This window comes from Arthrobacter sp. GmRoot5-12 (genome assembly GCF_059739365.1).
This window is the reverse complement of record NZ_AP046056.1, coordinates 4,251,766-4,270,882: the sequence shown is the minus strand read 5'-3', so window position 1 is coordinate 4,270,882 and position 19,117 is coordinate 4,251,766. Positions and strand designations below refer to the sequence as shown.

The window sequence follows — 19,117 nt, the reverse complement described above, 5'->3', positions numbered from 1 at the left end:
GCGGCTAGGCGTCGATAACCATGTCGGTCAGCGCGGTTGAACAGCAGGGAAGGAACTTGCCTGCAGTGATCTCACGTGCCCGGATCCCGCCCTGGTGGTTCATCTCCACCTCGCCGGAAAGCTTGACGACTTTGCAGGAGCCGCACATACCCTCCTTGCAGTTCGCGCCGATCCGGACGCCTGCACGCTGGGCCACTCCGAGGATGTGTTCGTCCGGGCCGATCCGCACATTGATGCCCGTCCGCATGAAGGACAACGTGAGGCTGCCCGTTCCCACAGTGTCAAAGCTCGAGGCGTCGGGGGACGCGGCCTCCGGTTCCGCATCTGATCCGCCTTCGGCGGCCGCCGGGCCCGGGTCGACCGTTTCCAGCGGCAGCCCCGTGGCCTTCAAGGTTCCCTCGTCGTCGTAGCCAGGCTCGTAGAGCCCGAACGCGCTGGGCTGGCTTTCGAAATAGTCCTCGGCGGAATCGGCGATTTCCTCGGCGATCTCCTCCGCGATGTCCGAAGCGAGCGCGATTTCTGCCTGGTATTCAAGGAGTGTCTGGCGATCCCCCGAGAAGAACTCCATGTAAATGGAGGTGTCGTCGACGCCGACCTGCTTAAGCAGCTCGGTGGCGGTGTTCAGGTAACCTTCCGGGCCGCAGGCGTACACCTGGCGGCCGTTGGCATCAGGAGCGACCTCGTCGATCATGGCCGAGGACAGCCTTCCGCTGAAGCCATCCCACTCCTCGGGCCGGCCGCGGTCGCCAAGGGCGTAGAAGACCTTGACGCGCGAGTCCACCGACGCGATGTAGGCCAGTTCCCGGTGGAAGGCAAAGCCGCCGGCTTCCGCTCCGTGGTAGAGCACTACCACATTGGCCGTACCGGGCAGCGAGTGGATGGTCCGCAGCATCGACATGATCGGAGTGATGCCCGCGCCGGCAGCCAGGAAGAGGTACCGTGCGCGCCGGTCGGCATCGGGCAGGTGGAATGCCCCCACGGGTCCCAGCATGTCCAGGACGGTGCCGGGTTTGACGTTGTCATGCACCCATGGTGAAACCAGTCCGCCGGGATCGCGCTTAACGGTGACGCTGAAGGACCAGGGTTCCGTGGGTGAGCTGGAGATTGAGTAGCTGCGGTCCACGGGTTCCTGGTCCTCGCCGTTAACGGGAAAGGCGATATTCACGTACTGGCCGGCCCTGAATGCCAGGGGTGCGCCGTCGCAGCGGCGGAACACGAAGGTCATCATGCCCCCGGCCTCGGGTACGGTCTCCACACATTCCGCCATGAACTCCTGCGGATGCCAGGGACCCAAAGCACGTGCAGCGCGGGCGGGTGCCTCGGCGCTGCCCATTACCCTGTTCCACGGCATCTCAAGGCCACGGATGCGTTGGGGTTCCTGGACTACCGTTTCAGTAAGGAGTTCCGTCATGCCAAGTGCTCCTGAACGCGCTGAACGTACCAGTTGATGAAGGCCTCCACCTGGTATTCGCTCTTCATGTAGGGGCCGGGCTGGTAGGCAGGGCTGCCGGCACCCTTCTGGCACAGCTCCACGAACGCCTTGTCCTGCAGGTTTGTCTGCTTCCAGGTGTAGGTGAGCTTGTCCAGGTCGTAGTCGACGCCTTCTTCCGCGTCGTCCGCCACGAGCCAGGTGGTTCGCACCAGCGACTGGTGTTCGTTGATGGGGAAGACACCGAAGGTGATGACGTGGTCCCCAAGGAAATGGAACCAGCTGTTGGGCTGCAGGTGCATCGAGCAGCGGCCAAGGCGGAAGTCCGGAAGGTCGCCAAGCAGTTTCTTGGAAAGCCTGCGTCCGTCGGGCGAGAACGATTCGCCCTCGCCGTCGAGCGATTCCCGTGAGATGCGGATTCCCGCGATGCGCGTGTCGAGCTCCTCGACCACCTCGTAGGGAAGGCCGTAGCGGCGGCAGCGCTCCTCGAGCGATGACTGTGCGTTCTTGTTGCGGTCCCACACTTCCTCAAGGTGCGTCGGGATCAGCCCCTCCGTGAGGCCCCAGGTGGGGAAGAGGGAGCAGGCGAGTTCGGGGTGGCCGTCACAGTGGTAGCACTCCCGGTTGTTCTCCATGACCAGCTTCCAGTTGCCCTCTTCGATGATGTTCTGCTGGTAGGCAATTTTGGTCTTCGACAGATCGTGGGGCGCGAGGTAGGGCTCAAAGATCTTTGCGGTTTCATCGAAGTCCGTCGGCGGCACGTCCGCAATGCAGACGAAAATCAGTCCTGCCACCTCCCGGCCGTGGGCGCGCTTGAGGCCGAAGCAGCTCTTGTCGAACTTCGTTTCCCCCGGGGCCGAGGCGTGGATCAAATCACCGCTGGGCGAGTAGGTCCAGGAGTGGTAGCCGCAAACCAGGTTTCCCGTTGATCCCGTGGATTCCGTCAGGACGCGGGCGCCGCGGTGCCGGCACACGTTGTGCAGTACGTTCACGCCGCCGTCGTCGTTGCGCAGCACGATCAGGGAATAGGGCCCGTAGTCGACAGTGACGTAGTCGCCCGGTTCCGGCAGTTCGGCCGTGCTGGCGGCAAAGATCCAGTGCTGCCCGAAAATGGCCTCCATGTCGATGTTGAAGATCGTCGGGTCCGTGTAGAAGGGGGCATCGAGGGAATATCCCGTGCGCCGGAACTCGAACAGTTCGGTGATTTCCGCCAGTTGCTCGGCAGGCAGGGATGCAGCGAGTTTTCCGCGCTTGAGGGGGACGTTCACTGAAGCAGTCATGTTGGGTTTCCTCCCGGGAGGGCTGGCTGGTGTGCGATTCGTGGCGACCACAGAGTTGGAGGCGGCAACCGGCGTTGCCGCAACTTTGCAGTCATAAAGGTTGGGGAGGATCGACCTGCACCAATGCGTCCGTCGGGGACGTCCCTGTTCGCGCTGTACGCAACATCGATCACCATATGCAACAGTGTGACTCGTGCCACGCAGGGTGTCAATCTATTAATTGACGCCGCCAAAAACTACGAAAAAACGTGCTGACTGGACCCGGGCGCGCATCAGCTAAGGCGTGTGAAATCCGGTTGGACGCTGGCCCGGGGCCGGTTACTCACTGCTTTGGTTGCGCAACGCCGCCCACGCCTGGAAACCGCCGATCAGGTCGGTGGCACGGATCAGCCCCAGCCTCTGCAGGGTGTGCGCAGCGAGGCTGGAACTGTAGCCCTCGTTGCACACAACCACGATGCGGCGGGCGGGGTCGTCAGCGATCGGGAGCCGGTGGGCGCTGGAAGGATCGAGCCGCCACTCAAGAACGTTGCGGTCGATCACGACGGCTCCCGGAAGTTCGCCGTCCCGGTCCCGCTGATCCACCGGCCGAATGTCAACAACAAGGGCGCCCGCTGCCATTTCCCGCTCAAGATCCGAAGGGTGGACACGCACGAGCACGCTGCGGCTCTCTTCCAGTAACTGGTCGACCGTAAGGGCCGCGGGGGTGCCGCCCGCATCCGAACCGCGTTCGCCGCCTTCAGCGCCGTCGTCGGAGTTATCAAACTGGTTCAAAATTTTCTCCCTTTACCTTCTGATGCGTCCATCGTTCCACCATGAAGCTGAACGCGGGGACGGTCGGACCGGGGCAAATGTCTTTTTGCGTCCGCCTGGGGGAGGAGTGCACCGGCGGAAGGTGCACGACGGCGGTGCGTCCCGTCGTCGTGCTCCTTGACTTTTGTGGGGACTACTTGAATTTCGGCGCCGTAGTTTCTGCGGAAGACACGCGAACGCTGTCCTGTTGCTTTCGCGGCGCTTCGGGATATGCTCCACAAATGGCACCGCGAAGTTTCCTTCAATGGCCGGTCATCCGTCAATTGTCGACGGGGGATCTGCTGGGCCGTGGGCCCGCTGTCACGTCGGCCAAGACCCAGGCCATTGCCCCCCGCACAGCTACTGCTGACCGCGTTGTCCAGAGCGTCTGCCCCTACTGCGCCGTGGGTTGCGGACAGCGTGTCTACGTCAAGGACGAAAAGGTCATCCAGATCGAAGGCGATCCGGACTCACCCATCTCGCGCGGCCGCCTGTGCCCCAAGGGTTCTGCCAGCGAGCAACTGGTCAATTCACCAGGCCGGCAGACCAAGGTGCTTTACCGTGCGCCGCGCTCCAGGGAGTGGGAACACCTGGATTTGGCCACGGCCGTCGAGATGGTGGCGGACCGGTTCATCGAAACGCGCCGCAGGACGTGGCAGCAGGAGGACGACCAGGGCCGGCTGCTTCGCCGCACCATGGGCATTGCTTCGCTGGGCGGCGCAACCCTGGACAACGAAGAAAACTACCTGATCAAGAAGCTCTTCACGGCTGCAGGGGCGGTGCAGACCGAGAACCAGGCCCGCATATGACACTCCGCCACGGTTCCCAGTTTGGGAGCCTCGTTTGGACGCGGTGGTGCAACGCAGTCACTGCAGGACATGGCCAACGCCGATTGCATCGTTATCCAGGGTTCCAACATGGCCGAGTGCCATCCCGTGGGATACCAGTGGGTAGCGGAGGCTAAAGCCCGCGGAGCCAAGGTCATCCACGTTGACCCCAGGTTCACGCGGACGTCGGCAGTGTCGGATAAGCACATTCCCATTCGTGCAGGCTCCGACGTGGTTCTCCTTGGTGCGCTCATCAACTATGTCCTCACCAATGACCTGTGGTTCAAGGAGTACGTCAGCGCGTACACCAACGCCGCCACGCTGGTCCATGAGGATTACCGCGACGCCGAGGACCTGGGTGGGCTGTTCTCCGGCTTTGATCCGGAGAAGCGCGCCTACGACACGTCATCGTGGGCCTATGCGGAAAAAGGGGACGGTGCCATCGATGAGCCCGGGCCAGGTTCGGAACACGGAGCCGATGCCACGGCCCGCGCCGCCGGCCACGCCTTTGGCAGCGGCGGACCACCTTTGGAGCACGCCGAAGTGCAGCGCGACGACACCCTCCAGGACCCGCGGACTGTTTTCCAGATCGTCAAGCGGCACTACGCCCGCTACACCCCGGAGATGGTCCAGGACATGTGCGGGATCGACGCCGCGGACTTCGAGTACCTGGCGCGCTCCATCACGGAAAACTCCGGGCGCGACCGCACGACGTGTTTCGCCTACGCCGTCGGCTGGACCCAGCACTCCCTTGGGGCTCAGTTCATCCGGGCCGCCGCCATCCTGCAGCTTCTGCTCGGGAACGTCGGACGCCCCGGTGGCGGGATCATGGCCCTGCGTGGCCATGCCAGCATCCAGGGCTCAACGGACATCCCCACCCTTTTCAACCTTCTGCCCGGGTACCTGCCCATGCCCAGCGCCGGACGCCATGACAGCCTTGAGGAGTACCTGTCAGTCATTGGCTCGAAGCAACAGAAGGGTTTTTGGGCTGATGCCGACGCCTACACCATCAGCCTCCTAAAGGCCTGGTGGGGTGAGGCTGCCAACGCGGACAACGACTGGGCTTACGACTATCTCCCGAGACTGACGGGGGCCCACGGAACGTACGAGACAGTAATGGGCATGCTCGAGGATGAAGTTGAGGGCTACTTCCTTCTCGGCCAGAATCCTGCAGTGGGTTCGGCCCACGGCCGGATGCAACGCCTGGCCATGTCGCACTTGAAGTGGCTGGTGGTGCGTGACTTGAACCTCATCGAGTCGGCCACGTGGTGGAAAGACGGTCCGGAAATTGAATCCGGGGAGCTGCGCACCGAGGACATCGAGACCGAAGTGTTCTTCCTGCCTGCCGCAACCCACGTTGAGAAAGCCGGCTCTTTCACCCAGACCCAGCGCCTGCTGCAGTGGCGGCACCAGGCGGTGTCGCCGCCGGGGGAGTGCCAGAGCGAGCTGCAGTTCTTCTTCGAACTGGGCCAGCGGATCCGGGAGAAACTGGCCGGGTCGCAGGACGAACGGGACCGTCCGCTGCTGGACCTCACTTGGGACTACCCCACGGACGGGCATGGCGAACCTGATGGTGAAGCCGTGCTGGCGGAAATCAACGGCCGCCACCTGGACGGCCCGGATGCGGGCAAGCCCCTCTCGGCATACACCGAACTGCGCGCCGACGGATCCACGGCGGCCGGCTGCTGGATCTACACCGGCGTGTACGCTGACGGTGTCAACCATGCCGCCAACCGGAAGCCGGGCAAGGAACAGGGGCCTGCGGCCCCGGAATGGGGCTGGGCATGGCCGGCCAACCGCCGGATACTCTACAACCGCGCGTCGGCTGATCCGGCCGGCAACCCGTGGAGCGAGCGGAAGAAATACATCTGGTGGGACCAGGAACAGGGTAAGTGGGTCGGAGACGACGTGCCGGACTTCCCGGTTGACCGGGCACCTGGCAGCAAACCCGATCCCTCTGTCGGTGGTCCAGCCGCACTCAGCGGTGATGATCCCTTTATCATGCAGGCAGACGGCAAAGGCTGGTTGTTCGCGCCGAAGGGCCTCATGGATGGACCCCTTCCCACCCATTACGAGGCGCAGGAATCACCGGTGGCGAACGCGCTTTATCCGCAGCAGCAAAGTCCTGCGCGGCTGGTGTTCCCCCGCGCGGACAACCTCAGCGCACCGAGCGCCGGCACCAGCGGGGCAGACGTCTACCCGTTCGTCTTCACCACATATCGGCTCACGGAGCACCATACGGCGGGTGGGATGAGCCGCTGGCTCCCATACCTGTCGGAGCTCCAGCCGGAGATGTTCTGCGAGGTCTCGCCTGAACTGGCCGCCGAGCGCGGACTTGAGCCGTACGGGTGGGCCACGATCATTTCGCCGCGCTCCGCCATCGAGGCGAAGGTTCTTGTCACGGACCGGATGAGGCCCCTGGCTGTTGGCGGCCACACTGTGCATCAAATTGGGCTGCCCTACCACTGGGGCGTCGGCAGCAATGCCGTGGTCAGTGGTGACGCGGCCAACGACCTGCTGGGTGTGACCCTGGACCCCAACGTCCAGATCCAGGAGTCCAAGGTGGCTTCGTGCGATATCCGTCCGGGCCGCCGTCCGCGGGGGAAGGAACTGCTTGCCCTGGTTGCGGAGTACCAGGCCCAGGCAGGAGTGACCATCGAGACGGGGAACAGCGCCGTCACCAATCCGACGGCGGAAGGCAACAAACCCGCCCCGCATACCGATCCCACAACGGAGGACTAGATGGGCCAGCTGTCCGGACCGACCGACCCCACCGCCGATGCCCACTGGGAACACAACCATCCGCGCAAGGGATTCTTCACCGACACCTCGATCTGCATCGGCTGCAAGGCCTGCGAAGTTGCCTGCAAGGAATGGAACCACAACCCGCAGGACGGAAACCTCGAGTTGCTGGGGTCTTCCTACGACAACACCGGATCCCTGGGCGCCAGCACCTGGCGGCATGTGGCGTTCATTGAGCAAGGCCAGGAACGCATTACCGAGGCCCGGGAATCCGGGCGGGCCCTGGTCAATTTGGGCATGCCCCGCATTGGTCCTCCCGCCACGGCAGGGTCCGCAGCGACCGACCTGGCAGAGGCCGACACGACGCCCCCGGACACGGCAGACTTCCGGTGGCTGATGTCCTCCGACGTCTGCAAACACTGCACCCACGCCGGATGCCTTGACGTCTGTCCCACGGGGGCCCTTTTCCGTACCGAATTCGGCACCGTGGTGGTCCAGGACGACGTCTGCAACGGCTGCGGAACCTGCGTGGCCGGGTGCCCCTTCGGCGTGATCGAACGCCGCAGCAATGGCACGGTGAAGGTGGCCGGCCAGCGGGACGAGCAGCACGAAAAGCATCCCGCCGACCCCAACGTGGGCGTGGCCCAGAAGTGCACGTTGTGCTACGACAGGCTGGTGGCCGATGAGACGCCCGCGTGCGCCAAGGCATGCCCGACGACGTCCATCAAGTTCGGCGACCACGACGACATGGTGGAAACAGCCCGGGAGCGGGTGGCCCACCTGCACGCGCAAGGCCTCACCGAAGCGCGGCTCTACGGTGCGAACGAGAACGACGGCGTCGGTGGAACGGGATCGGTCTTCCTGCTGCTGGATGAGCCCGAGGTGTACGGGCTCCCGCCGGACCCGCGCGTCCCCACAGCCGACCTGCCGCAGATGTACCGGCGGGCAGGCATGGCTGTAGCGGGCATGGCCGCGGCTGCAGCATTGGCTTTCCTGGGAGGACGGGCGTGACCCTTTCGGAATTCGACAGCTTCCGGCCGGCGGAGCGTGCCCGGCGCCGCCGGCAGGACGGCAAACCCGGCCTGCGCCGCCGCAGGGACAACGGGGACGGTTCCCGCGAAGTGCCCATGGTCCCGGAGCCTGAATTCACCTCTTACTACGGCCGCCCCGTCGTAAAGCCCGCGCCGTGGGGCGATGACGTTGCCATCTACCTGTTCCTGGGCGGCGTGGCAGCAGGCTCGGCGCTGCTTGGCCTCGGCGGCCAGTTGACCGGACGGCCGATACTTCGCCGGAATGCCCGGCTGGGTGCCTTGGCCGCCGTGAGTGCCGGCGCCGTCGCGTTGGTGAAGGACCTGGGCAGGCCGGAGCGTTTCCTGCATATGCTGCGGACCTTCAAAGTGACCTCGCCGATGAGCGTGGGCTCCTGGATCCTCAGCGCCTTCAGCGCAGGTGCGGGCGTTGCCGCAGTGGCCGAAATCGACCGGATGAGCGGAAACCGGCTGCCGCTGGGACCCTTGCGCAGGGTGCTGCAGGCCGTGGAAGGACCGGCGGGCGTCGAGGCTGCGGTGTTCGCCGGACCATTGGCGGCATACACAGCTGTGCTGCTTGGCGACACCGCCACCCCCACCTGGAACGCTGCGCACGAGGAACTGCCGTTCGTCTTCGTCAGTTCGGCGTGCCTCGCTTCTGCCGGGCTCGCCATGGTCACCACGCCGGCCCGCGAGACCGGTCCCGCCCGCAAACTCGCGGTGCTTGGCGTCGTGGGCGACGTGCTTGCCATGAAGATCATGGAGCGCCGGATGGATCCGGTGGCAGCCGAGCCCCTTCATCAGGGCAAGGCAGGCACCATGCTGAAGTGGAGCGAGCGGTTGGCAGTCGCCGGCGGCCTGGGAACCGTGCTGGGTGGCCGCAACCGCGTCGCAGCTGCCGCTTCGGGGGTGGCGTTGCTGGCCGCTTCTGCACTGACCCGGTTTGGCATCTTCGAAGCGGGGCTGGCCTCTGCCAAGGACCCGCGGTACACCATCGAACCGCAGAAGGCCCGGCTCGCAGCCCGCCGCGCAGCCGGCGTAACCGGCGACGCGATCACGACCGCCAGCTGACCTGGCCGCCAGGCATCAGCGGATCCTGATGCCCCGGCCGGCAGTGGTGTGGCCGATGACGGGGTGCCCTGGCAGCTCGCCGACCACCAGCAGCCCGCCGGAAGTCTGGGCATCGGCAAGCAGCAGCAGGTCGTCTTCGGTGATGCCCGGTGCGGTCTGCAGGTGCGGCCGCACCCAGTCGAGGTTGCGCCGGGTCCCGCCGGAGACAAAGCCGTCGCGCAGTGCCTCGCGGGCTCCATCAATCAGCGGTACCGCATTCAGGTCGATCACTGCGCCCACCTCCGATGCCCGGACCATCTTGTGAAGATGGCCAAGCAGGCCAAAACCCGTGACGTCCGTTGCTGCCCGGACGCCGGCGGCCACCGCTGCCTCGGACGCGTCGCGATTGAGGCCCACCATGGTCGCTATCGCCTCGGCAAACACTTCACCGGTCGCTTTGTGCCGGTTGTTGAGAAGCCCGACGCCGATCGGCTTGGTCAGCGTGATGGGCAGGCCCGGCCGGGCGGCGTCGTTGCGCAGCAGCCGGTCCGGGTGCGCGACGCCGGTGACGGCCATGCCGTACTTGGGTTCCGGATCGTCAATGGAGTGTCCGCCAAGCACCGGGCAACCGGCCTCCGACGCCACACTAAGCCCGCCGCGGAGGACCTCCGTCATCAGCTCCATTGGCAGGACGCCGCGGGGCCAGCCCACCAGGTTGATGGCCGTGACCGGCCGGCCGCCCATTGCGTAGATATCCGAGAGCGCATTGGCGGCGGCGATCCGGCCCCAGTCAAAGGCATCGTTGACAACGGGAGTGAAGAAATCCGCCGTGGTAAGAACCGCGAGGTCGTCCCGCACCAGGACGGCCGCCGCGTCGTCGCCACTGTCCAGGCCAACCAGCACCTCTGCGCCCGGCTGGCCGATGAGGCCACGGACGGCATCTTCGAGCTCACCCGGCGGGATCTTGCAGGCACAGCCTCCTCCGTGGGCGTAGTCGGTGAGCCGAAGGGCGCCCACGGCGCCCTCATCAAGTTGCTGAACTGACGTCTGGGCCTCATTCACCCGCCTAGCGTACCCCCGTGAATCGACCTGCTATATTGAGGCGCGGTGGCGTCCGGGTCCTGGTGGGCCCCCCGGTCTTCAAAACCGGTGCGGCTGAGCATCTCGGCCTGGCGGGTTCGATTCCCGTCCGCCACCGCCAACTTTCGGCAGTGAATGCCGCGATATGAGGAGGGCTGTGGACCACGTCGATCCCCGCCGCCTGATTCCCCGCACGGACGACCTGCTGGCACTGCCGCCCGTCCGCGAAGCCCGGTCACGGCTGAGTGAGCGTGTGATCCGCGAACTCGTCCGGGACATCCAGGACCAGGCCCGGCGCGGTGACCTTCCTCCCGGCCAGGTGGAGCCAGTCCTGCTGGCCGCCGTCGCTGACCGCAAGGCAACAACCCTCCGCCCGGTGCTGAACGCCACCGGGGTCATCGTCCACACCAACCTGGGGCGGGCACCCCTTTCCGCGGCCGCGGTCGAAGCTGTTATCGCAGCCAGCGGCTACGTTGACGTGGAACTCGACCTGGCTGACGGAAACCGCTCCCGCCGTGGCGCCGGGGCCCGGGCGGTACTGCTCGCCGCCTGTCCCGCCGCTGAGGACGCACTGGTGGTCAACAACGGAGCAGCGGCGCTGGTACTGGCCACTACAGCCCTGGCCGCCGGCCGGGACGTGGTGGTGAGCCGCGGCGAACTCGTTGAGATCGGTGCAGGCTTCAGGCTCACCGACCTGATGGAATCGACAGGGGCAAGGCTTCGCGAGGTGGGCACCACCAACCGGACCCACCTGCACGACTACGCAGCGGCCCTCGGCCCCGATACGGGCTGCGTGCTGAAGGTCCATCCGAGCAACTTCCGGGTAGACGGTTTCACTTCCGCTGTTCCGCTGCATGAACTGGCCCCGCTGACGCAGGCACACGGAGTACCGCTCGTGGCCGACCTTGGCAGTGGACTGCTGGCACCCGACCCGCACCTCCCTGATGAACCTGATGTTGCCTCCGCTTTGGCGGCCGGGGCCGACGTCGTCATCGCCAGCGGCGACAAACTTCTCGGCGGACCCCAGGCGGGCCTGCTGCTGGGCCGCAAGGAGGTCATCACCCGGTTGGCCCGCCACCCGCTTGCCCGGGCCGTCCGGGCCGACAAACTTGCCCTCGCTGCCTTGGAGGCGACCGTGGCCGGCGGAATGCCGCCCGTCGTACAGGCGCTGCACGCCGACGTCGGGCAATTGCGGCGCCGCACGGAACGGCTGGCCCAGGAACTCGGGGCAGCGGTGGTGCCGCATGACGGCAGGGTGGGCGGCGGGGGCGCCCCCGGTTTTGCCTTGCCCGGGTGGGCGCTCCGGCTCCCCGAAGGACTGGCGCGGCGCCTGCGTACCGGCGATCCCGCCGTGCTTCCGCGCGTCCACGACGGTTCCTGCCTGATCGATCTGCGGTGCGTGCCCGCCGCGGACGACGACCGGATTCTCGAGGCCATTCGGCAGGCGCTGGCAGCCCTCGAGGCTGCGGATGCAGGCAGGGCGGGCTGAACCGTGCACGTCGTTGCCACGGCCGGTCACGTCGATTCCGGCAAGAGCACCCTTGTCCGCGCCCTTACCGGCATGGAGCCGGACCGCTGGGAAGAAGAACGGCGCCGCGGGCTGACCATCGACCTGGGTTACGCCTGGACCACGTTGCCGTCCGGGCAGGACGTTGCGTTCGTCGACGTCCCCGGCCACGAGCGTTTCCTGGGCAACATGCTTGCCGGCATCGGACCCGCGCCGGTGGTGTGTTTCGTCGTCGCCGCCGACGAAGGCTGGCAGGCCCAGTCGAGTGACCACCGGGACGCCGTGGCGGCGCTGGGCATCGAGCACGGCGTGGTGGTCCTCAGCCGCGCGGACCGGGCGTCCAGCCAGCGGGTGGCGGACGTCCTGGCACGCACCCGGGTGGAGCTGGCCGGGACTGGTCTGAGGGATGCCCCGGCCGTTGCCGTGTCCGCCATCGACGGCACCGGCCTGGCTGAGCTGCGTTCAGCGCTCGACGGCGTCCTGGCCAGTGTGCCCCAACCCGCCACAGATGGGCGGGTCCGGCTGTGGGTGGACCGGTCGTTCACGATCACCGGTTCCGGCACCGTGGTGACCGGAACGCTGGCCGCAGGAACGATCGTCCAGGGGGACCGGCTGGGCCTCTTCGGTCACCTTGGTTCCCGGTCCGTCGTCGTCCGTGGCCTGCAAAGCCGCGACACCTCGTACACCTCGGTGGCGCCAGTCAGCCGTGTGGCCCTCAACCTGCGCGACGTTTCCGCCATGGACATCCGGCGCGGTGATGCGCTGCTCACCCCCGATGCCTGGCCCACCACCGGCGTCGTGGGCATCCAACGGACCACCGGTGTGGCGTATACGGATGTGCCGGAGCAGCTCATGGTCCATGTTGGCACCGCGTCCGTGCCGGCCAGGCTGCGTCCTTTCGGCGCCGACCACGCCAGGCTCGTCCTCGACAGGCACCTGCCTCTCGTCCTGGGCGACCGGCTGGTGCTGCGCGACCCCGGAAGCCGCTCTGTGCTGGGCGGGGCACGCATCCTCGACGCCGATCCACCGGCCTTGCGGCGGCGCGGAGACGGCGCCCACTGGGCCCAGCGGCTTGCAGGCATGGACCCGGCGGGTGACGTGCTGGGGGAGGTGGCAGCCCGCAAAGCCGTGCAGGTGGAGCATCTGCGCCGGCTCGGGCTGTTGTCCGGGCAGGACCCGGAAGGGCCGTCCGGCGTGCAGGTCATCGACGACTGGTGGGTGCACGCTCCTGTCCTTGAGGCCTGGCAGCACCAGCTTCGCAACGCAGTCCAGGCGCTGCAGGAATCCGATCCCTTGGCGCCGGGCCTTTCCATGGGGGCAGCCCGCAACCTGCTTCGCCTGCCCGACGAGAAGCTGCTTTCCCATGTCATCCGTGGGGCCGCCCTGGAACAGGACGCAGGCCACATCCGGCTGCCCGGCAGCCGGGGCCACCTTGGCCCCATCGAACCGGCAATTGCCGAGCTGGAGCGCAGGCTCACCTCGGATACGTTCCAGGCCCCGGAATCCGAGGAGTTGGCCGCGCTGGGTTTGGGCACGCGGGAGCTGGCTGCTGCAGAACGCTCGGGCCGCCTGCTGAGGCTGCGTGACGGCGTGGTGCTGCTGCCAACGGCGCCGGCCCTTGCGATGCGAACCCTCGCCGGCCTGGAGCAGCCCTTTACCACCAGCCAGGCGCGCCAAGCCCTCGGAACGACGCGCCGGATAGCGGTTCCACTGCTGGAACACCTCGATTCGCGGGGGTGGACCCAGCGGTTGGACGCAGGCCACCGCAAGGTGGTGCGCTAAGGGTTTGCGTCCCGAAGTCGACGGGCTTTGACGAGGAAGACAACCGCAACAATCGTCCAGAATGCAGCACCCCAAAGCAGTGCCGGCATCAGGACCGCCATTCCGGTCGCCGTACCTGATGCCATGAAAGAGTTGATGAACGCCCCTGCCGAAAGCGGCGCGTGCATGAGCATCGCCAGCGGGAGGCTCCCTGTCCGGTCGTAGACCCACACCATCAGCACCCGGAATGGGGGCAGCCAGGCAAACAGGAACACCGCCACGATAACCGCGTTTGGTATAGCTCCTGAAGGGTCAGTGCTGTCCGCGAACATCGGGTAGTGCCAGGTTCCCCACAGCAGGGCCATGATGAGGCCAGTCAAAAGAATGCCGTAACGCCTACGGAGTCTGGGCAGGGCAAAGCCCGTCCAGCCAAGCTCTTCCAGGATGCCGACCGCGAGCCCGACCAGGAGGCCGCCCAGGATAATGGCCGCTGTCCCCTCCAGTGTGGTCGTGCCCGCGTAGTAACCCGGAAACATCATCGAGACCATGGCCGCCGTCGTAGCCATGACGATCGGGCCAGTAAGAAGGGCGAAAAGGTACCACCGGGTGCCCACCCGCCATTGGCGCAGCCGGGTCCCGAGTTCCCGAAGCCCTGTTCGGCCGTATAGAAGGGCGGTAAGGGAAACGCCGGCTGCGGCGGGCCCTGCCGGGAGCGCCGCCGCGGCCCAGGTTACGGTTAGGTGCCCTGCACTGAGAATGGCAGCCATTCCGCCCCAGGAGATGGAAAATGCGAGGAGGTAGAAAACAGGCAAGGGATAGCGCCTCGTGAACGAGGAGAACCCCTTGCCGGCGGCGCCCGAAACGAGCGGCACTCCGGGCTGTGGTTGCGTTGTCATGGGGACCCTCCTGCCTGACCAAACGCGCGCCCGCCGGTGACCCGGGAGCTGCTACTCCCAACTCCCAGCGTGATAGCGCAGGCAATGGCGGAGTAGGGGCTTTGGTCATGGCACCCTGTACCTCTGGAGCGCCGGGACGCCCCGGAGACCTGTCTTGGTTCCAAAGACCCTGTTTGGGCACTTCTCCGCGCCCTAGTCTGTCGTCATCCATTACATCAAGGAGGCATCCATGCGCAGAGCAGCAATGACTGAAACCGAGCGGGTCCATCATCTCTCCGAGAACCTCATGGGCCAGCTGGCCAGAGGCAGGGAATGGGCCACGCCTGGTGTGCAGGCTGCGCTTCAGCGGGCGGTGGCCGGGCTGGATGCAGGCATCGAGACCGCTTCTCCCCGCCTCCAGGCGCTGTTGCGCCGGTTGGCCGATGAGCTTGCCGGGGGTGTGGAGACACTGACGCCACGGGTCCAGGGACAGCTTAAGCGCGTTGGCCCGAAACCGGCCGCACGAGCCAAGAGACGCGGCCCGGTGAGATCCCGGCAGCCGGCCTTCCGGATGTGGTGGTGGATCGCAGGGCTCGTAGCGTTGGCAGCCGGGGCAGCAGTCTGGCGCTCAATGCAGGCGTCCAAAGAAGAGACGGTGCGTTCGGACAGTTCGCAGGACATGAGCGGTGCGGATGCGAATGTCGACGCAGATCTTGCCTCAGGACGGATGTAGGAGGGCGTTCAGCGGCGGCAGGAAAGCATCGTTCTACAAAGGCGCCGGCCACCGATGGATTATCCCCCGGAAGGCCAGCGTCTCAGAGGAAGCGTCTGAGCAGTTCCGGGACCCGGGGCAGGACCAGTTCGGGGGTACCTGAAAGCCGGGACTCGAGGGCCACTGTTCCCTGGTACCCCATGGCCTTGAGGGCGGCGCCGATCGGAGCCCAGTCGATGTGGCCGGCGCCCGGTTCCAGTCGATTGGAGTCGCTGGCCTGGACGTGGCCGACGAAAGCGCCCGCTGCCTCCAGTGCCGCTGCGGGATCTGCTTCTTCAATGTTCATGTGATAGGTGTCTGCGGCAAGCTTGACCGAACCGAGTCCGACTTTCCGCAGCAGTTCCACGCCCTGGGCGAGTGTGTTGACCATGTGGTCTTCGTACCGGTTCAAGGGTTCCAGATAGAGTTCTACGCCTTCGCGCTCGGCGTGCCCGCCAAGTTGACCGAGAACATCAACAAGCACGGCCGTGTCCTCCTCCTGGGTTCGCGGCGGAATGAACGGGGGAAGGCGTTTTGAAAACATGCCGTACGAGGCCGGGGTTACGGCGCCCCGGCCCCCCAGCTCGGCCATGACACTTAGCTGGGATCGAAGTTGAACCACGGCGTCCCGACGGAGGGCCTCGTCAAAGTCTCCGATGAAGTGAAGCATGTCCACGCATACGGTGGGCATGACCACTCCGTTCTGCCGTGCGCGCCGAAGCTCGGACAGACGGTTCTGGAAACCCAGGTCGCCTTGGGCGCGGAGCTCAATTCCGTCGAAGCCCCAGGCAACGGCTCTCTCAAATTTCTCCTCCAGGCAGCTACCGGGCAGGTGCTGCTCTTGTACGGTGAGCGGGATCATCGGAACTCCAAAACTGTCTGAAGGGCAGACTCGGGATTGTTATCCAACAGCTCGTAGGCCTTGGCAGCATCTGCGATGTCGAACCGGTGGGTCACCAGGGAGGCTGCATCCAGGGCGCCGGACGCGATCGAAGCGATCACTGTCTGTTCCAGGCGGGGAACGCTCCACCGGGTGCGCAGCCGGTTTGGGACCGAACCGATTTGCGAGGCGAGTATCTGGACCCGGTTGTGGTGGAACTCTTCTCCCAGGCGGAGAGGTGCCGCGCCGCCCTGGTAAAAGCCGGCAGCAACCACTGTGCCATCGGCACCCACGGCCCGTGTGGCCTCGTGGAGGGCGCGGTAGTTCCCGCTGAGTTCAATGGCGCAATCGCACCCCATGCCGCCGGTAAGTTCGCGAATCCGGGCTGTGGGATCCGGGTCCGGCGCCAAGGCTTCCTCCGCACCCCAAGCGAGTGCCTTGTTTTGGCGCACCCTGATTCCGTCAACTGCGATCACCGTCGCGCCGTTCAAAACGGCGAAGCGGGTGGCCAGCAGGCCGATGACGCCCTGGCCAAAAATGGCAACCGTCGAACCCACCCCCAGGTCAGCTGCCAGGACGGCGTTCAGGGCTATCGCTCCCACCCGCACAAATACGGCAGCGAGCGGGTCCATGCCCTCGGGCAGTTGGTGACCGGCCACGGTTTTTGCCAGCAGGATAGCCTCGGACTGGTGCCCCCAAATGCCCCAGACGGTGTCTCCGACTTTGACAGGCCGGCCGGCGTCCTTCCCCTCATCGACCGGGTCGGGCACGGCAGCAACCTCCACGACCTCTCCGACCTCCGAGTATCCCCACCCGTCCAGGGGGTAGCCAAGCCGCGGTTCACGTAGATCCTGCTGGAACAGGCGGATCCCGGGATTCCATACGGAGGTCAGGTAGGGATTAGTGCCCCGGTACGCGGTCATCTCGGTCCCGGCCGAGATACCCGAAAACAGGGTGCGGACCCGAACCTCTCCGGGCTGGAGGGCAACGCTCTGGCTCTCGATGATCTCTACTTTGCCGGGGCCTGCAAAGCGAAGAAGGCGGTACACGGCTTATCTTCCTTGATGGCGATTTGGTGCCTGGGACCATGGCGGTGCTTTCAGTATGCATGGGTCCAGCGCGGCGCTGCTTTCGAGACAGTGATCAGATGTGGGGGGTATTGCCTCGGCCCCGTGCCCGCCGCAGGCTTACCCTCCGGGGGTGTGGAGCGGCACGGTTTCGGCGCATGCGGCTGTGCCATGGCCTTGCATGAAGGTGGACCGTGGTAGACGGCGCTGATGCCACCAGGGTGGATCCGTTCCTTCGGCGGCGAAGATGGACGATCACGAGGACGGTCAGGCCGATCCAGGCGAACGCAACGCCGATGACAAGGAGCACTGTCGGAATCGTGTCCACTGCGGCACTTCCTCAGGAAGCAGGGGTTTGCTGGTTCACGTAAAGAACGGGGTCATTGGCGTGGTGCCTCTGTACCCGGACGCACCACGGGCGGTCCCATGCCATGGTGGGGTCCGGGGTGGCTGCTGACGCGCAGGATCCTGCAGCGGGTGGGGGATAGGGGTGATGTCACAGCGGCCTCCGGCTGAGCTGAAGCGGGGCCTGCTGCTGGACTTAGTTGAGGTATAGCGCGGTGCCACACCATAGTCAATAGACGTGGGCGAAGCCCCCGGCTCAGGCCACCACCACGCCGTGCCGGGAACACTCCGCTGTCCAGCCAAGCGGCGTCACCTGTACTTTCATCCGGCGCCCGCAGGCGGCGCAGTACCGCGGCGGTTCCATTGCCATGCGTTCGCCGCAGCGTTGGTGGGCGTTCGACGGCGGGTGGTTGCCGCCGTCGAACGCCTCGCCGCAGTGCCCGCAAAAGTTCCCGGCGGCTGAATGCATGGAGGGAAAAGCTCTCTTCACAGCGTTTTCTGAAGTTCCTTGATGGGCATGTTGAGGTCCACGAGCAGGTTCAGGTCTGCGGTGGCAGGGCGGCCGAGGGTGGTGAGGTAGTTGCCCACGATGACGGCGTTGATGCCCCCGAGCAGGCCATCGCGGGTGCCGAGGTCGCCGAGGGTGAGTTCGCGGCCGCCGGCGTACCGAAGAACGGTGCGGGGCATGGCCAGGCGGAAGGCGGCGATGGCGCGGAGGGCGTCCTTGCCGTCCATGATGCCTTGGTTCTCCAGCGGAGTTCCAGGCCGGGGATTGAGGAAGTTGAGCGGCACTTCATGGGGTTCCAGGGCTGCGAGCTGGGCGGCCAGTTCAGCCCTCTGCTCCAGGCTTTCACCCATTCCGATAAGGGCGCCGCAGCACAGTTCCATGCCGGCGTCCTTGACCATGGCGCAGGTCTGCAGCCGTTCCTCATAGGTGTGGGTGGTGACGACTTCGGGGAAGTAGCTGCGTGCCGTTTCCAGGTTGTGGTTGTAGCGGTGCACCCCCCACTCCTTGAGCTGGTCCACTTGGCGCTGCGTCAGCATGCCCAGCGAGCAGGCGATGTTGATGTCCACGTCCTGGGTGATGCGGTCGATGGCGAACTTGATCTGGTTCATCAACTTGATGTCGGGCCCCCGGACGGCAGCGACGATGCAGAACTCCGTGGCCCCGGTGGCGGCTGTCTCCTTGGCGGCCTTGACCAGTTCCGGGATATCCAGCCACACGCCACGGACGGGGGAGTCAAAGAGACCGGACTGGCTGCAGAAATGGCAGTCCTCCGGGCAGCCGCCGGTCTTGATGGAGATAATGCCCTCTACCTCCACTTCCTCCCCGCAGTGGCGGAGCCGTACCTGGTGGGCCAATTCAAGGGCGCTTGGAAGCGCCTCATCCGGGAGCCGGAGGACCTCTTCGAGCTGGGCCTGGTTCAGGCCGATGCCGTCCCCGAGAACCTGCCGGCGGGCGGTTTCCAGGATTGCGTAGCCTCCGCCCGCGGTGGTCCCGGTGCTGCCGGCGCTGGGAAGGTTTGCCTGGATGGTCATTACTTGGTCCTTTGCGTCTACATGGAATATGCCTCACAGCAGACGCTAGTTCTCCCTGGGCGACTCGATTTTGGAGGAGTCCAACAAAGAATCCGGTGACGGGCCCAACGATGACGCGCCGGGACCGGTGACACGTACTCCGCCCCCCGCCCCTGTCCACGGCGTAT

Annotated in this window: 15 protein-coding genes and 1 tRNA gene; 7 read left to right on the top strand and 9 right to left on the bottom strand. The window is 65.8% G+C overall.

Features of this window, described 5'->3' with window-relative positions; all coding sequences use genetic code 11:
• Positions 1-4: 4 nt before the first annotated feature.
• The 3 genes from AC6JAM_RS19800 to AC6JAM_RS19790 form a co-directional block, all read right to left on the bottom strand.
• Positions 5-1,411, bottom strand: a complete 1,407-nt coding sequence (locus AC6JAM_RS19800) for a ferredoxin reductase (protein WP_497935624.1) — start codon at positions 1,409-1,411, stop codon at positions 5-7.
• A complete protein-coding gene (locus tag AC6JAM_RS19795; RefSeq protein ID WP_018771028.1) occupies positions 1,408-2,709 on the bottom strand; it encodes an aromatic ring-hydroxylating oxygenase subunit alpha in 1,302 nt (433 codons plus the stop codon). The genes AC6JAM_RS19800 and AC6JAM_RS19795 overlap by 4 nt, the downstream gene beginning before the upstream one ends.
• A 318-nt stretch (positions 2,710-3,027) precedes the next feature.
• A complete protein-coding gene (locus AC6JAM_RS19790) occupies positions 3,028-3,480 on the bottom strand; it encodes a rhodanese-like domain-containing protein (RefSeq protein WP_018771027.1) in 453 nt (150 codons plus the stop codon).
• A gap of 260 nt (positions 3,481-3,740) precedes the next feature.
• Between AC6JAM_RS19790 and fdh the strand changes: the two genes are divergently transcribed.
• Genes fdh through nrfD form a run of 3 tightly spaced genes read left to right on the top strand, consistent with a single transcriptional unit; the run spans position 3,741 to position 9,166 of the window.
• Positions 3,741-7,067 carry a formate dehydrogenase gene (fdh, locus tag AC6JAM_RS19785; RefSeq protein WP_081620233.1) on the top strand — a complete coding sequence of 1,109 codons (3,327 nt, stop codon included), beginning with the start codon at positions 3,741-3,743 and terminating at the stop codon, positions 7,065-7,067.
• Positions 7,068-8,078 (top strand): 4Fe-4S dicluster domain-containing protein, encoded by a 1,011-nt coding sequence (locus AC6JAM_RS19780; protein WP_018771024.1) that lies wholly within the window; start codon positions 7,068-7,070, stop codon positions 8,076-8,078.
• Positions 8,075-9,166: an NrfD/PsrC family molybdoenzyme membrane anchor subunit gene (nrfD, locus tag AC6JAM_RS19775; RefSeq protein ID WP_056390125.1), complete on the top strand. Its 1,092-nt coding sequence runs from the start codon at positions 8,075-8,077 to the stop codon at positions 9,164-9,166. The genes AC6JAM_RS19780 and nrfD overlap by 4 nt, the downstream gene beginning before the upstream one ends.
• A gap of 15 nt (positions 9,167-9,181) precedes the next feature.
• Here the strand turns inward: nrfD and selD are convergent, their stop codons facing one another.
• Complete coding sequence (gene selD, locus AC6JAM_RS19770) at positions 9,182-10,162, bottom strand: selenide, water dikinase SelD (protein ID WP_134165433.1); 981 nt, start codon at positions 10,160-10,162, stop codon at positions 9,182-9,184.
• Between the two features lie 89 nt (positions 10,163-10,251).
• On the opposite strand from selD, the gene AC6JAM_RS19765 reads away from it, so the two are divergent.
• The 3 genes from AC6JAM_RS19765 (at position 10,252) to selB (ending at position 13,514) form a co-directional block, all read left to right on the top strand.
• Positions 10,252-10,346, top strand: a tRNA-Sec gene (locus AC6JAM_RS19765).
• Positions 10,347-10,382: 36 nt separating this feature from the next.
• The gene (gene selA, locus AC6JAM_RS19760; protein ID WP_134165404.1) at positions 10,383-11,714 is read left to right on the top strand and encodes an L-seryl-tRNA(Sec) selenium transferase; all 1,332 of its coding nucleotides are present in this window, start codon (positions 10,383-10,385) and stop codon (positions 11,712-11,714) included.
• A gap of 3 nt (positions 11,715-11,717) precedes the next feature.
• Complete coding sequence (gene selB / locus AC6JAM_RS19755) at positions 11,718-13,514, top strand: selenocysteine-specific translation elongation factor (protein ID WP_497935622.1); 1,797 nt, start codon at positions 11,718-11,720, stop codon at positions 13,512-13,514.
• Here the strand turns inward: selB and AC6JAM_RS19750 are convergent.
• The gene (locus AC6JAM_RS19750) at positions 13,511-14,389 is read right to left on the bottom strand and encodes a CPBP family intramembrane glutamic endopeptidase (protein ID WP_497935620.1); all 879 of its coding nucleotides are present in this window, start codon (positions 14,387-14,389) and stop codon (positions 13,511-13,513) included. The two genes, selB and AC6JAM_RS19750, sit on opposite strands and share 4 nt — an antisense overlap.
• 229 nt (positions 14,390-14,618) lie before the next feature.
• Here AC6JAM_RS19750 and AC6JAM_RS19745 point away from each other — a divergent pair, with 229 nt between their 5' ends.
• Positions 14,619-15,101: a hypothetical protein gene (locus AC6JAM_RS19745; protein ID WP_134165401.1), complete on the top strand. Its 483-nt coding sequence runs from the start codon at positions 14,619-14,621 to the stop codon at positions 15,099-15,101.
• Between the two features lie 82 nt (positions 15,102-15,183).
• Here the strand turns inward: AC6JAM_RS19745 and AC6JAM_RS19740 are convergent, their stop codons facing one another.
• The 4 genes from AC6JAM_RS19740 to bioB form a co-directional block, all read right to left on the bottom strand.
• Positions 15,184-15,981, bottom strand: a complete 798-nt coding sequence (locus AC6JAM_RS19740; protein WP_497935619.1) for a sugar phosphate isomerase/epimerase family protein — start codon at positions 15,979-15,981, stop codon at positions 15,184-15,186.
• The gene (locus AC6JAM_RS19735) at positions 15,978-17,048 is read right to left on the bottom strand and encodes a zinc-dependent alcohol dehydrogenase (protein ID WP_497935617.1); all 1,071 of its coding nucleotides are present in this window, start codon (positions 17,046-17,048) and stop codon (positions 15,978-15,980) included. The genes AC6JAM_RS19740 and AC6JAM_RS19735 overlap by 4 nt, the downstream gene beginning before the upstream one ends.
• A gap of 619 nt (positions 17,049-17,667) precedes the next feature.
• On the bottom strand, positions 17,668-17,901 hold the full coding sequence (gene bsaP, locus AC6JAM_RS19730; protein ID WP_223995005.1) for a biotin synthase auxiliary protein BsaP: 234 nt from the start codon (positions 17,899-17,901) through the stop codon (positions 17,668-17,670).
• Positions 17,898-18,950, bottom strand: coding sequence for a biotin synthase BioB (gene bioB / locus AC6JAM_RS19725; RefSeq protein WP_497935616.1), 1,053 nt, complete (start codon positions 18,948-18,950; stop codon positions 17,898-17,900). Before bioB ends, bsaP begins: the two co-directional genes overlap by 4 nt.
• Positions 18,951-19,117: the final 167 nt, after the last annotated feature.